Consider the following 12,821-nt stretch of genomic DNA (forward strand, 5'->3'; position numbering starts at 1 on the left):
TCCAAAAGGGCAGGATTTTCTAGGCGGCGGGCGCCGCCGATATTCAAAGCTCGTAACTCTCGTGCTCGCCGGACAGCGCCTGTTCGATCAGCTTGCGATTCAGCGACGGCGACAGCAGTTCGACGAGCGTATACACATAGCTGCGCAGGTACGCGCCCTGTTTGAGCGCGAGCCGCGTGACGTTCGTGCCGAAGAGATGTCCGACCGGCATCGCGCGCAAATGCCGATCGCGTTCCGGATTGAACGCGATATCCGCCAGAATCCCGACGCCGAGCCCCAGTTCGACGTAAGTCTTGATGACGTCGGCATCGATGGCTTCGAGCACGATGTCCGGTGTCAGATTGCGCAGCGCGAACGCCTGATTGATCTTCGTGCGCCCGGCGAACGACGCCTCGTAAGTGATGATCGGGAATTGCGCGAGATCGTCGAGCGTCAGCGTCTTGCGCTCCAACAGCGGATGATCCGGCAGCATGACGGCCAGATGCTGCCACTGGAAGCAGGGCAGCGACACCAGTTCCTTATAGTTGGCGATCGCTTCCGTCGCGATGGCGATATCGGCCTGATCGTGGATGACCATTTCGGCGACTTGCGTCGGACTGCCTTGCAGAATCGAAAGGTGGACCTTCGGGAAGCGCTTCTTGAATTCTGCGATGGCGGACGGCAGCGAATAACGCGCCTGCGTATGCGTGGCGGCGATGACGAGATTGCCCTGATCCTGCGCGGCGTAATCCTTACCGACGCGCTTCAGGCTTTCCACTTCCTGCAAGATTTTCTCGACCGACGCGAGAATGATGCGCCCCGGCTCGGTGAGCGACCTCACGCGTTTCCCGTGCCGCGTGAAGATTTCGACGCCCAACTCGTCTTCCAATTCGATGATCGCTTTCGAGACGCCCGGCTGCGACGTATACAGCGCCTTGGCGGCTTCCGTCAGGTTGAAGTTCTGCCGGACGGCCTCGCGCACGAAGCGAAACTGATGCAGATTCATTTATAGCCTTTGTTTATTACTACCGGGCATATCAAAGTAATTTTTCAGTCGTTTGCAATATATAGCAGGTTCTTTACTATCAGTCCAATTTTTCCAATATCCATATCTCTATCTGTCATAAGCAAATGAGCGTTCAGTCTGAACGGCTCGGGCAATAGCGACTCAATGGATATTCGATGGACGAGACGCGCCGCGTAACCTAGGACGCCGCGCTTTACACAAGAACTTGGGGCCCCCGAATGTACCAATACGATCAGATCGACCAACGTATCGTCGACGAACGTGTCGCGCAGTACGCCGACCAGGTCCGCCGACGTTTGTCGGGCGAATTGAGCGAAGAAGAATTCCGTCCGCTGCGTTTGCAGAACGGCCTGTACATGCAGCGCCACGCGTACATGCACCGCATCGCGATCCCGTACGGCAACCTGCGCAGCGACCAGCTCCGCATGCTGGCCACCATCGCGCGCGAGCACGACCGCGGCTACGGTCACTTCTCGACGCGGACCAACATCCAGTTCAACTGGGTCGAGCTCGAAGAGACGCCGGAAATCCTGCGCAAGCTCGCGTCGGTGCAAATGCACGCGATCCAGACGTCGGGCAACTGCATCCGCAACATCACCGCCGATCAGTTCGCGGGCGTCGCGCCCGACGAGCAGGTCGATCCGCGTCCGTGGGCGGAAGTTCTGCGTCAATGGTCGACGTTCCATCCGGAATTCGCGTGGCTGCCGCGCAAGTTCAAGATCGCGGTGAACGGCTCGGCGGAAGACCGCGCGGCCGTGCAAGTCCACGATCTCGGCGTGTATCTGAAGAAGAACGCGCAAGGCGAAGTCGTGATGGACATTCTCGCGGGCGGCGGCCTCGGCCGCACGCCGATCGTCGGCGCGATCATCAAGCGCGATCTGCCGTGGCAACACTTGCTTACTTATTGCGAAGCCGTGCTGCGCGTGTACAACCGCTACGGCCGTCGCGACAACATGTACAAGGCGCGTATCAAGATTCTCGTTAAGGCGCTGTCGCCGGAGAAGTTCAGCAAGCAGGTCGAGGAAGAGTGGCAACACTTGAAGGACGGCCCGTCGACGCTCACGCAGGAAGAAGTCGATCGCGTGTCGAAGTTCTTCGCGCCGCCTGTCTACGAGAAGCTCGCGGACACCGACGCTTCCTATGAAAAGCATCTGATCGACAGCAAGCCTTTCGCGCGCTGGGTCGAGCGCAACGTGCGTCCGCACAAGGTGCCGGGCTACGCCGCCGTGACGCTCTCGCTCAAGCAGCGCCACATCGCGCCGGGCGACGCCACCGATCAGCAGATGGACGACGTCGCCGCGCTCGCCGATGAATTCTCGTTCGGCGAAATCCGCGTGTCGCACGAGCAGAACCTGATTCTCGCGAACGTGAAGAAGCGCGATCTGCACACGGTGTGGGAACGCGCGAAGGCGCTCGGTTTCGCGACGGCGAACATCGGCCTGTTGACGGACATCATCGCGTGCCCGGGCGGCGATTTCTGCTCGCTCGCGAACGCGAAGTCGATCCCGATCGCGCTCGCCATTCAGGACCGTTTCAACGATCTCGACTACGTGCACGACCTCGGCGACCTTTCGCTGAACATCTCGGGCTGCATCAACGCGTGCGGTCATCACCACGTCGGCAATATCGGCATTCTGGGCGTCGATAAGGACGGCTCGGAGTGGTATCAGGTGACGCTCGGCGGCGAGCAAAGCTCGGGCGCGACCGGCGCGCATCTCGGCAAGGTGATCGGCCCGTCGTTCTCGGCCGAAGAGATGCCCGACGTGATCGCGCAAGTGATCGACACTTTCGTCGATAACCGCGTCGAAGGCGAGCGCTTCATCGAGACGTTCGGCCGCATCGGCATGGCGCCGTTCAAGGAGCGCGTGTACGCATCGCGCCAGGCTCACGCTTAAGGATCTGCAAATGACGTTGATTATCAAGAACCGCGCGGTCGTCGAAGACAGTTTCACCGTTGTGCGCGCCGCCGAAGACGGTACGTTGCCCGCCGTCGATGCGCTGCCGGCCGGCAAGATCATCGTGCCGTTTGCGCTGTGGAAAGAGCACAAGCCGGTGATCGTCGCGTCGCGCGCGAAAGAAGACATCGGCGTGTGGCTCGCGCCGGACGACGAACCCGCCGACATCGTCGCGGATTTCGCGCAGATTTCCGTGATCGCCGTCGATTTCCCGGTGTTCCGCGATGGCCGCGGCTTTTCCATCGGCCGCTTGCTGCGCGAGCGCTATCAGTGGACGGGCGAACTGCGCGCAATCGGCGACGTGCTGCGCGATCAGGTTGCATTCCACGCGCGCTGCGGCTTCGATGCGTTCGCCGTGCGCGCGGACAAGGACATCAACGACGCGCTCAACGCGTTCACCGAGTTCACGAATCTGTATCAGGGCGCGACCGACAATCCGGAACCGCTGTTCCGTCGTCGCGCGACGCTCGTCGCAGCGCTCGGAGCCTGATGTATGACGCCTGAATTGCAAGCCAAGGTTGAACGCCTGGATGCGCTGCTCGATTCGATTGCGGCGCGCCACCAGAACGTCAAGCTAGCCAGCAGTCTCGCCGCCGAAGACATGGTGCTGACGCACGCCATCCTTTCGCGCGGTGTGAAGATCGGCATCTTCTCGCTGAATACGGGCCGTTTGCACGCGGAAACGCTCGGCATGCTCGATACCGTGAAAGCGTGCTACGGCTACGACATCGAGCAGTTTCATCCGCAACAGGACGCGGTCGATGCCTACGTGCGCGATCACGGTCTGAACGCGTTCTACGAAAGCATTGATTTGCGCAAGAGCTGCTGCCATATCCGCAAGGTCGAGCCGCTCAATCGCGCGCTGTCCGATGTCTCCGCGTGGGTGACGGGACAGCGCCGCGAACAATCGGTGACGCGCGCCGAGCTGCACGAGGAAGAGCGCGACGAGCCGCGCAACATCGCCAAGTTCAATCCGCTCGCGGACTGGACCGAAACCGATGTGTGGGATTACCTGAAAGCCTTCGATGTGCCCGTGAATCCGCTGCACGCGCGCGGCTATCCGAGCATCGGCTGCGAGCCTTGTACGCGCGCGGTGCGCCCCGGCGAAGACAGCCGCGCCGGACGCTGGTGGTGGGAATCGCGCGATACGAAGGAATGCGGCTTGCACATCACGAATATCAAGATCGTCGAAGCAGCACCAAGCTCCGCGATCTAAGGCACTACCCCCTGTCACTGAACGCGGCGCTCATAGAAGCGCCGCTAGAAAAAGGATCGACGAACATGAGCACGACGCTCGACTCTAACGTCACCGCACCGGTCGTCAACAAGGCGACTCGCATGGATCACCTGGATTGGCTCGAAGCCGAGTCGATCCACATCATTCGCGAACTGGTCGCGGAATGCAGCAAGCCCGCGCTCCTGTTCTCGGGCGGCAAGGATTCGGTCGTCGTGCTGGCGCTCGCGCTCAAGGCGTTCGGCCTCGGCGGGGGCCGCAAGACGACGCTGCCGTTCCCGCTGGTTCACATCGACACGGGTCACAACTTCCAGGAAGTGATCGATTTCCGCGATCGCCGCGCGGCCGAGATCGGCGCGGAGCTCGTCGTCGGTCATGTCGAGGATTCGATCAAGAAGGGCACGGTGCGTCTGCGTCGCGAGACGGATTCGCGCAATGCCGCGCAAGCGGTGACGCTGCTCGAAACCATCGAGCAATACGGCTACACGGCGATGATCGGCGGCGCGCGCCGCGACGAAGAAAAGGCGCGCGCGAAAGAGCGCATCTTCTCGTTCCGCGATGAATTCGGCCAGTGGGATCCGAAGGCGCAGCGTCCGGAACTGTGGAGCATCTACAACGCGCGTCTGCACAACGGCGAGCATCTGCGCGTGTTCCCGATCTCGAACTGGACCGAGCTCGACGTGTGGCAGTACATCGCGCGCGAAAAGCTCGAACTGCCGAACATCTACTACGCGCATGAGCGTGAGATCGTGCGCCGCAACGGCCTGCTCGTGCCGGTAACGCCGCTCACGCCGGTGCGCGAAGGCGAGACCGCCGAGATCGCGCAAGTGCGTTTCCGCACCGTCGGCGATATCAGTTGCACGTGCCCGGTCGCGAGCGATGCCGATGACGTCGAGAAGATCATCGCGGAAACGGCCGTGACGGAAATCACGGAACGCGGCGCGACGCGCATGGACGATCAGGCTTCCGAAGCCGCGATGGAACAGCGCAAGAAGCAAGGTTATTTCTAAGCATCACGCCACAGGAAGAAACGAGTCATGAGCATCTATCAAGCTGAAGATCTGGGCGTGTTGCGCTTCATCACCGCGGGTTCCGTCGACGACGGCAAGAGCACGCTGATCGGCCGTCTGCTGTACGACAGCAAGGCCGTCTTGTCGGATCAGTTGTCGGCGATTTCGCGCGCGAAGAACAAGCGCACGGTCGGCGATGAAATCGACCTCTCGCTGCTCACGGACGGCCTCGAAGCCGAGCGCGAGCAGGGCATTACCATCGACGTCGCGTATCGCTATTTCGCCACGGCGAAGCGCAAGTTCATCATCGCCGATACGCCGGGCCACGAGCAGTACACGCGCAACATGGTGACGGGCGCGTCGACGGCGCATGCGGCGATCATTCTCGTCGACGCAACGCGCGTCACGTTCGAGGACGGCGTCGCGCAACTGCTGCCGCAGACGAAGCGCCACAGCGCGATCGTCAAGCTGCTCGGTCTGCAGCACGTGATCGTCGCGATCAACAAGATGGATCTGGTCGAGTACAGCGAAGCGCGCTTCAACGAGATTCGCGATGCGTACGTCGTGCTCGCGCGTCAGCTCGGGCTGTCGAACGTGCGCTTCGTGCCGGTGTCGGCGCTGAAGGGCGACAACATCGTGACGGCGAGCGAGCGCATGCCGTGGTACGCAGGCGAGCCGCTGCTCGATCTGCTGGAATCGCTGCCGGTCGCGCAGCCGAACGATCAGGCGCTGCGTTTCCCGGTGCAATGGGTCGCGCGTCAGGACGGCTCGCAAGCCGACGATTTCCGCGGCTACATGGGCCGCGTCGAAGCGGGCGAAGTGCGCGTCGGCGATGCGCTGACCGTGCTGCCCGCCGGCCGCGAAGCGACGGTTGCCGAGATCATCGCGCCGGTGCCGGGTGGTGTCGCGCCGGTGGATCGCGCGTTCGCTGGCCAGACGGTGACGATTCGCCTGACGGAAGACGTCGACGTGTCGCGCGGCGATACCTTCGTGCCCGCCGCGGCGAAGGTCGAGCCGGCGAAGAAGCTCGAAGCGGACCTCTGCTGGTTCGACGAAGAGCCGCTTTCGCCGCAGCGCAAATATCTGCTGAAACAGACGACGAACACGGTGTTCGCGCGCATCGGCGCGGTGAAGCAGGTGCTGGACGTGCATACGCTGTCGCATTCGGTCGATCGCAGCACGCTCGCGATGAACGATATCGGCCGCGTGGCGCTCACGTTGCAGAAGCCGATCGTCGCGGACGAGTACGATACGCATCAGGGCACCGGCGCGTTCGTGCTGATCGATGAAGCGACGCATCACACGGTCGCCGCCGGCATGATTCGTTCGATCGCGGCTTGATCGACATTTAGCGACGGATGATTGCAATGGGTAAGGTCTATCTGATCGGAGCGGGGCCGGGCGCGGCGGATCTCATCACCGTGCGCGGCATGCGCTTGCTCGAGCAGGCGGACGTCGTGCTGCACGACGCGCTCGTCGAACCGGCGATGCTCGACTACGCGCCCAACGCGAAGAAGATTGCTGTCGGCAAGCGCTGCGGACAGCGTTCGACGGCGCAGCACTTCATCAACAAGCAGATCGTCGATGCCGCGCTGGAACACGGTGTCGTGGTGCGTCTGAAGGGCGGCGATCCGATGCTCTTCGGCCGCGCCGACGAGGAAATGCGCGCGCTCGAAGTTGCGGGCATCGAGTTCGAAGTGGTGCCGGGCATCACGGCGGCGCTCGCGAGCGCGGCGACGCTCAAGCGCTCGCTGACCTTGCGCGGTGTGGCGCGCAGCGTCGCACTGGCGACGCATTCGCGTGCGGCGGACAGCGACGAGATTCGCGAGCAGGCGAAGGCCGATTCGCTCGTGTTCTACATGGGCCGCGACAGCGCGCCGGACATCGCGCAGCAGTTGATCGATGCAGGACGTCCCGGCTCGACGCCGGTGGCGATCGTCGAGGCGTGCAGCACGCCGCGCGAACGCACGCTGACGTTGACGCTCGCGCGCATGGCGCTGGGCGAGGCGCAGGAGTGGCTGGATCCGTCGCAGCCGAGCTTGCTGATGATCGGTGAGGCGTTTCGCGAACGGGCGTCGGCGGTGAAGCCGAAGGTGCATTTGAAGGGGATGCAGGCGGCGGCTTGATGTCGTTCGACAGGCTCAAAGTAAGGAGCGCACCGGAGACGGTGCGCTCCTTTTGCTTTGGATCTCGGAATTCAAAAGTCGACGAGCTTGATTTTCTTCTTTTTCGAGTTGTTGGCGCGGGAATGCGTACTGCGAGGCTATTGCCCACTTGGAAATGAGCAGGTTCATACGGAGCCCAATCGGATATACGGAAAAGTCAATCCAAGTAGAGGCGCTCGATTCGGAGGGTGCCATTCGGCCGAACGGCCAGCGATGAACTACGCGCCCATCTGCCGCAAACAATACCCCGCGACCGCTTCCAGCACCGCGTCATCTTCCCCGACTGCCGTCGCGCAGGAAATCGCAACGTCGGGATGTGCCTTCCGGCACTTCTCGACGATCTCCGGCAAGTCGCGACGCACATGCCCGCCTTGTCCGAAAAACACGGGCACGACCGTAATGGCATCGCATCCATCGGCGGCTTGCCGCGCCACTGCGGCCGGCAAATCCGGCGACATCAACTCGAGAAACGCCAGCGCCACCGGCTGATCGCCGCGCGAACCACGCAACTTCTGCGCGAGCCGCTCGAATGGCTCGGCCCAGCGCGGATCGCGCGCGCCGTGACCGAACAGGATGATGCCGTGCTTCTTCATCGCGCGTTCTCCGTCAGAGAAGAAACGTCAGTGCCGCTCGACCCACTTCAGTCCGATCAACCCGACCGCCAGATAGGCGAGCGCGGGCGCGGCCGCCGTGAGCGGCGCGGGCCAGGTATTCAGATTGCCGATATGCGAGAACAGCGTGTTGAACAACTGGAAGCTCATGCCGATCATGATGCCGCCGAACACCTTCACGCCGACCACGCCCGCGCGCGTATGCAGGTACGCGAACGGCAGCGACAGAATCAGCATCACGAACACCGCGAACGGATAAAGAATCTTGCGCCAGAACGCGATCTGATAGCGCTGCGCGTCCTGATGGTTCTCCGTCAGATGCTGGATATAGCGAAAGAGGTTGAACATCGACATCCGGTCCGGCGACACCAGCAGCACCGACAGAATCTGCGGCGTCAGCTCGGAGCGCAACGAGTACTCCGGCAGCGTGGTCTGCGTCGCGCGATACACCGGATTCAACGTGTCGCCGGGATTGACGGCCTGCGGCGGCGCGTCGTTCAGGCGGGTGTCGGTCACGCCGGTGAGCTTCCAGTGGCCGGGCGGCGCGTACACACCCGTCTTGGCGATGCGTACGTTGGTCAGGCGGAACTTCGAATCGAACTCGTAGATTCGCACGTTGGCGATCGTCGTATCGGGGTTCAGCGTGCCGACGTTGACGAAACGCGTGACCTGTTCGCCGTTCTCTTTCGCCGTCAACGTGTCCTTGACCCACACGCCCGACTGAAAATTCGATGACACCGACGATCCGAGCGCCTCAAGCCGCACGCGCTCGGACAACTGGTCCGTGTATGGCCCGATCACTTCGCCGATGAGGTACGTGATGAACACCAGCGGAATGCCGATCTTCATCAGCGAGCGCAGCGCCGCGCCGGTCGAAAGCCCCGACACGCGGAAGATCGTGAATTCCGAGGCTGCCGCCATCTGCGCGAAGACGTAAATGGCCGAGATGAGCGCGGCGACGGGAATGATCTCGTAGAAGCGCGAAGGCGTCTGCAGCCCGACGCGCAGCACCGCGAGCATGAAGTTGTATTTGCCGTGCCCGACCGTGTTCAGCTCGTTGATCAGGTCGAAGAAGAAGAACAGCCCCGAGAACGCGAACAGGATGAAGATGAACGCGAGGTAGATCTGGCGCGCGAAGTATCGTTCGTAGATGCGCAACATGTCAGGCCCCCTTTGAACCCGTCAGCGACGAGAGCCTGAAGAGCGGCCGGTTGCGAATCCGCAGCCAGAAGATGAACGCGACGAGCGCCCCCACGACGAGGTGCAGCCCGACGAGTCCCACGCCGAACGACAGCTTGCCTTGCTCGATCCACGACTGCACGACGTTCAGCAGGTTCGAATACGTGAGATAGATGAGCACGGCCATCACGAGATTGATCGTGCGGCTGCGGCGCGGGTTTTGATACGAAAGCGGAATGGCGAGCAGCATCAGATTGATGGCGATGATCGGCAAGCCCGCGCGCCACGCGAACTCCGCGAGATTTTCCTTGGTCGGATCCGCGAGCAGATCGGGCGTGTAGATGCCCGTGGTCGTCGGCGTGTTGACGACCTGGCGGCTCATTATCTTCACACCATAGCGCTCGAATTCCATGATCCGGAAGTTCGGCTGGCCGGGCTCGCCGTCGTAGCGGCGGCCGTTGTCGAGCACGATGAAGCGGTCGCCGTCGGGACGCGTTTCGGTGTGCCCGTTCTTCGAAACGATCACGTTGACCTTGCCGCCTTCCGTGCTCGTGACGAACACGTTCTCGACGTGCCCCTGATCCTGCGACATCTTCTCGATGAAGAACACGCGATGGCTCGCCGGCGATTCGCGGAACTGGCCCGGCGCGAGCAGCGACACTTCATCGCGCTGCTGAAAGCGCTGCTTGATGAGCTTGCTCTGCTGATTCGACCACGGCCAGCCGACGAAAGCGAAGAATATGATGAGGATGATGATCGGCGTCGAGAACACGGCGATCGGCTTGATGAGCTGCGTCTGACTCACGCCCGACGCGAGCCACACGACCATTTCCGAGTCGCGATACCAGCGCGTGAGCACGAAGAGGATGGAGACGAACAGCGTCACGATCAGCATGACCGCGAGATAGCCGATGACGGTGAGCCCGATCAGCACGACGACGTCTTTCGGGTCGATCTGACCTTGCGCCGCGAAGCCGACGATGCGGATCATCATCGTCGTGAGCATGATCGTGAGCAGGACCATGAACACGGCGCCGGCCGTATACGCGAGTTCGCGCTGCAGGGAGCGTTCGAAGATCATTGAATTTTGCGATTTGCCGGCGGGGATGCGGAATCATGCACGCATCTTGTGGCGAAGGGGAAGGGCATCGTGCTCATCCTCGCTTTGCGCCTGTGACCGCCGCGGAAAAAATAGCGGATAATTGCGGCTTTCATCCTTCAGCCTAGATTTTATCCGAGGATAAGCGCGATGGACTTTAGCATAAAAGCCTGTGATTGGAGCAAAGGCGAGGCAAATGGTTTCCTTACCGGAAAGTCGGATGTCATCGTGCTCGGCATCTTTGAAGCGCAGACGCTCACGGGCGCCGCGCGCGACATGGACGTCGCCACCAAGGGCCTCATTTCGCGCGTCGTGAAAGCCGGCGACATGAGCGGCCGCGCCGGCACGACGCTGCTCGTGCCCGAAGTGACCGGCATCGGCGCATCGCGCGTGCTGCTCGTCGGGCTCGGCAAGCAGGACGCCTTCAATCAGAAAGCCTATGGCGAAGCCGTGCGCGCCGCGTGGCGCGTGCTGCTCGGCTCGAAGATCGGCCAGGCGACCTTCACGCTCGCTCAACTGCCGGTCCAGGAGCGCGACGGCGTGTGGGCCGTGCGCGCCGCGATCCTCGCGCTGCGCGAGCTGACCTACAAATTCACGCAGATGAAGAGCAAGCCCGACAACGGCGCTCGCTCGCTCAGGAAGATCGTGTTCAGCATCGATTCCGCGGACGAGAAAGCCGCCAGGATCGCGGTGAAGCAGGGCGTCGCGATCGCGAACGGCATGGATCTCACGCGCGATCTCGGCAATCTGCCGCCGAACGTCTGCACGCCGACCTATCTCGGCCAGACCGCGAAGAAGCTTGGCCGCGACTTCAAGCTGAAGGTCGAGGTGCTCGGCCAGAAGCAGATCGAGGCGCTCGGCATGGGCTCGTTCCTGTCGGTGGCGAAGGGTTCGGTCGAGCCGCCGCAGTTCATCGTCATGCATTACCAGGGCGCGGGCGTCGAAGCGAGCAAGACGAAGGGCAAGAACGCGCCGATCGTGCTGGTCGGCAAGGGCATCACGTTCGACTCGGGCGGCATCTCGATCAAGCCGGGCGAGGCGATGGACGAGATGAAGTACGACATGTGCGGCGCGGGTTCCGTGTTCGGCACGATGCGCGCGGTCGCCGAAATGGGCCTGAAGCTCAACGTGATCGGCGTGATCCCGACTTGCGAGAACATGCCCGCGGGCAACGCGGTGAAGCCGGGCGACATCATCACGGCGATGAACGGCACGACCATCGAAGTGCTCAACACCGACGCCGAAGGCCGCCTGATCCTGTGCGACGCCTTGACCTACGCGGAGCGCTTCAAGCCCGCCGCCGTGGTCGATATCGCGACGCTCACGGGCGCGTGCATCATCGCGCTCGGGCATCACAACACCGGTCTCTTCTCGAAGGACGACGCGCTCGCGGGCGAGTTGCTCGACGCATCGCGCGAAGCGTCCGATCCGGCATGGCGCCTGCCGCTCGACGACGAGTATCAGGACCAGCTCAAGTCGAATTTCGCGGATGTCGCGAATATCGGCGGACGTCCGGCCGGCAGCGTGACGGCGGCGTGCTTCCTGTCGCGCTTCGCGACGGCGTATCCGTGGGCGCACCTCGATATCGCCGGAACCGCGTGGAAGAGCGGCGCGGCGAAGGGCGCGACGGGCCGTCCCGTGCCGCTGCTTTCGCAGTTCCTGATCGATCGCGCGGGCGCATGACACGCATCGACTTCCATACGAATGTCGGCGATCCGCTCGCCTACGCCTGCCGCCTCGCGCGCAAGGTGTATGCGAGCGGCAAGCCGCTCGTCGTGCTCGCCGAACCGCAGCGTCTCGCCGCGTTCGACGAGCAGTTGTGGACCTTCCAGCCGCTCGAATTCGTGCCGCACTGCATGGCGAAGAGCGCGCTCGCGCAGGACACGCCTGTCGTGCTCACGTCGAATCTGGATGAAGCGCCGCATCATCAGGTGCTGGTGAATCTCGGCGCGCCGGTGTCCGCGCAGTTCGCGCGCTTCGAGCGGCTCGTCGAGATCGTCGGCAGCGAGGGCGACGAACTCGCCGCGGGCCGCGAGCGTTATCGCTTCTATCGCGATCGCGGCTATGCGATCGAGACGCACAATCAGGGCGGTTGAGCGAACAGAAAGCGCGCGTTGCGTGCGCTACGCTGGCAGTGACAAAGGAGACCACCCGAGATGACCGACAAGCCCGAATCCTTCGATTCCTCCATTCCGACGCTGACCGATGTCGTCGTGCCCGGCAAGCCGGAATACGCGCGCGCGCCGTCGATCAACGCCGCGATCGAATACGACGCGGACCAGATCGCCGAGCGGCTGCGCGGCCGCTTCACGAACTTCCTGACAGGCGATGCGCGCGCGCTCATCGAAGAACGCTGCCGCGAAGTGCTGCGCGAACATTCGACGCAACTCGTCTCGGCGATCACGCGCGAAGTCGCGATGGCGCTCGAAGGCCGGATGAGCGAATGGGTGCGCGATGCAGTCGAGGAAGAGTTGCGCCGTCAGCGCGGCGAATGAGTTCTATCGCGGCGACGGTATCTCCGCCCGGCACGCGATAACCTGATCCCGGCGACACCCTGTTTCT

At 62.6% G+C, this 12,821-nt stretch carries 13 protein-coding genes; 9 read left to right on the forward strand and 4 right to left on the reverse strand.

The window, feature by feature from the left end:
• Positions 1 to 43: 43 nt before the first annotated feature.
• The gene (locus NCR93_RS03280; RefSeq protein WP_008351128.1) at positions 44 to 985 is read right to left on the reverse strand and encodes a CysB family HTH-type transcriptional regulator; all 942 of its coding nucleotides are present in this window, start codon (positions 983 to 985) and stop codon (positions 44 to 46) included.
• Positions 986 to 1,224: 239 nt separating this feature from the next.
• Between NCR93_RS03280 and NCR93_RS03285 the strand changes: the two genes are divergently transcribed.
• The 6 genes from NCR93_RS03285 (at position 1,225) to cobA (ending at position 7,331) form a co-directional block, all read left to right on the forward strand.
• A complete protein-coding gene (locus NCR93_RS03285) occupies positions 1,225 to 2,901 on the forward strand; it encodes a nitrite/sulfite reductase (protein WP_008351126.1) in 1,677 nt (558 codons plus the stop codon).
• 10 nt (positions 2,902 to 2,911) lie between these two features.
• Positions 2,912 to 3,451: a DUF934 domain-containing protein gene (locus NCR93_RS03290; RefSeq protein WP_175982803.1), complete on the forward strand. Its 540-nt coding sequence runs from the start codon at positions 2,912 to 2,914 to the stop codon at positions 3,449 to 3,451.
• A gap of 3 nt (positions 3,452 to 3,454) precedes the next feature.
• Positions 3,455 to 4,177 (forward strand): phosphoadenylyl-sulfate reductase, encoded by a 723-nt coding sequence (locus NCR93_RS03295; RefSeq protein WP_175982802.1) that lies wholly within the window; start codon positions 3,455 to 3,457, stop codon positions 4,175 to 4,177.
• A gap of 65 nt (positions 4,178 to 4,242) precedes the next feature.
• Entirely contained in the window at positions 4,243 to 5,205 is a 963-nt protein-coding gene (cysD, locus tag NCR93_RS03300) for a sulfate adenylyltransferase subunit CysD (RefSeq protein ID WP_175982801.1), read from the forward strand.
• 27 nt (positions 5,206 to 5,232) lie between these two features.
• Positions 5,233 to 6,546 (forward strand): sulfate adenylyltransferase subunit 1, encoded by a 1,314-nt coding sequence (locus tag NCR93_RS03305; RefSeq protein ID WP_008351120.1) that lies wholly within the window; start codon positions 5,233 to 5,235, stop codon positions 6,544 to 6,546.
• 26 nt (positions 6,547 to 6,572) lie between these two features.
• Positions 6,573 to 7,331, forward strand: coding sequence for a uroporphyrinogen-III C-methyltransferase (gene cobA, locus NCR93_RS03310; RefSeq protein ID WP_008351119.1), 759 nt, complete (start codon positions 6,573 to 6,575; stop codon positions 7,329 to 7,331).
• Positions 7,332 to 7,588: 257 nt separating this feature from the next.
• On the opposite strand, the gene NCR93_RS03315 is transcribed toward cobA, so the two are convergent.
• The 3 genes from NCR93_RS03315 to lptF are packed head-to-tail and all read right to left on the reverse strand — an operon-like array spanning position 7,589 to position 10,241.
• Positions 7,589 to 7,963 (reverse strand): sirohydrochlorin chelatase, encoded by a 375-nt coding sequence (locus NCR93_RS03315; protein ID WP_008351118.1) that lies wholly within the window; start codon positions 7,961 to 7,963, stop codon positions 7,589 to 7,591.
• A 27-nt stretch (positions 7,964 to 7,990) separates the two neighbouring features.
• Entirely contained in the window at positions 7,991 to 9,139 is a 1,149-nt protein-coding gene (lptG, locus tag NCR93_RS03320) for an LPS export ABC transporter permease LptG (protein ID WP_008351117.1), read from the reverse strand.
• Between the two features lie 4 nt (positions 9,140 to 9,143).
• Complete coding sequence (lptF, locus tag NCR93_RS03325; RefSeq protein ID WP_175982800.1) at positions 9,144 to 10,241, reverse strand: LPS export ABC transporter permease LptF; 1,098 nt, start codon at positions 10,239 to 10,241, stop codon at positions 9,144 to 9,146.
• A gap of 168 nt (positions 10,242 to 10,409) precedes the next feature.
• Between lptF and NCR93_RS03330 the strand changes: the two genes are divergently transcribed.
• Genes NCR93_RS03330 through NCR93_RS03340 form a run of 3 tightly spaced genes read left to right on the forward strand, consistent with a single transcriptional unit; the run spans position 10,410 to position 12,754 of the window.
• A complete protein-coding gene (locus NCR93_RS03330) occupies positions 10,410 to 11,942 on the forward strand; it encodes a leucyl aminopeptidase (protein ID WP_175982799.1) in 1,533 nt (510 codons plus the stop codon).
• Positions 11,939 to 12,355, forward strand: a complete 417-nt coding sequence (locus tag NCR93_RS03335; RefSeq protein ID WP_034472941.1) for a DNA polymerase III subunit chi — start codon at positions 11,939 to 11,941, stop codon at positions 12,353 to 12,355. The genes NCR93_RS03330 and NCR93_RS03335 overlap by 4 nt, the downstream gene beginning before the upstream one ends.
• A 60-nt stretch (positions 12,356 to 12,415) precedes the next feature.
• Positions 12,416 to 12,754 carry a DUF2486 family protein gene (locus tag NCR93_RS03340; protein WP_008351113.1) on the forward strand — a complete coding sequence of 113 codons (339 nt, stop codon included), beginning with the start codon at positions 12,416 to 12,418 and terminating at the stop codon, positions 12,752 to 12,754.
• Positions 12,755 to 12,821 lie beyond the last annotated feature (67 nt).

This window comes from Caballeronia sp. ATUFL_F1_KS39 (genome assembly GCF_023630985.1).
GTDB classification, from domain to species: domain Bacteria; phylum Pseudomonadota; class Gammaproteobacteria; order Burkholderiales; family Burkholderiaceae; genus Caballeronia; species Caballeronia zhejiangensis.

Excerpts from the sequence above, each read along its gene's own strand:
- NCR93_RS03280 (WP_008351128.1), bottom strand. The coding sequence starts at position 985 with ATGAATCTGCATCAGTTTCGCTTCGTGCGCGAGGCCGTCCGGCAGAAC.
- NCR93_RS03285 (WP_008351126.1), top strand. The coding sequence starts at position 1,225 with ATGTACCAATACGATCAGATCGACCAACGTATCGTCGACGAACGTGTC.
- NCR93_RS03290 (WP_175982803.1), top strand. The coding sequence starts at position 2,912 with ATGACGTTGATTATCAAGAACCGCGCGGTCGTCGAAGACAGTTTCACC.
- NCR93_RS03295 (WP_175982802.1), top strand. The coding sequence starts at position 3,455 with ATGACGCCTGAATTGCAAGCCAAGGTTGAACGCCTGGATGCGCTGCTC.
- cysD (WP_175982801.1), top strand. The coding sequence starts at position 4,243 with ATGAGCACGACGCTCGACTCTAACGTCACCGCACCGGTCGTCAACAAG.
- NCR93_RS03305 (WP_008351120.1), top strand. The coding sequence starts at position 5,233 with ATGAGCATCTATCAAGCTGAAGATCTGGGCGTGTTGCGCTTCATCACC.
- cobA (WP_008351119.1), top strand. The coding sequence starts at position 6,573 with ATGGGTAAGGTCTATCTGATCGGAGCGGGGCCGGGCGCGGCGGATCTC.
- NCR93_RS03315 (WP_008351118.1), bottom strand. The coding sequence starts at position 7,963 with ATGAAGAAGCACGGCATCATCCTGTTCGGTCACGGCGCGCGCGATCCG.
- lptF (WP_175982800.1), bottom strand. The coding sequence starts at position 10,241 with ATGATCTTCGAACGCTCCCTGCAGCGCGAACTCGCGTATACGGCCGGC.
- NCR93_RS03330 (WP_175982799.1), top strand. The coding sequence starts at position 10,410 with ATGGACTTTAGCATAAAAGCCTGTGATTGGAGCAAAGGCGAGGCAAAT.
- NCR93_RS03335 (WP_034472941.1), top strand. The coding sequence starts at position 11,939 with ATGACACGCATCGACTTCCATACGAATGTCGGCGATCCGCTCGCCTAC.
- NCR93_RS03340 (WP_008351113.1), top strand. The coding sequence starts at position 12,416 with ATGACCGACAAGCCCGAATCCTTCGATTCCTCCATTCCGACGCTGACC.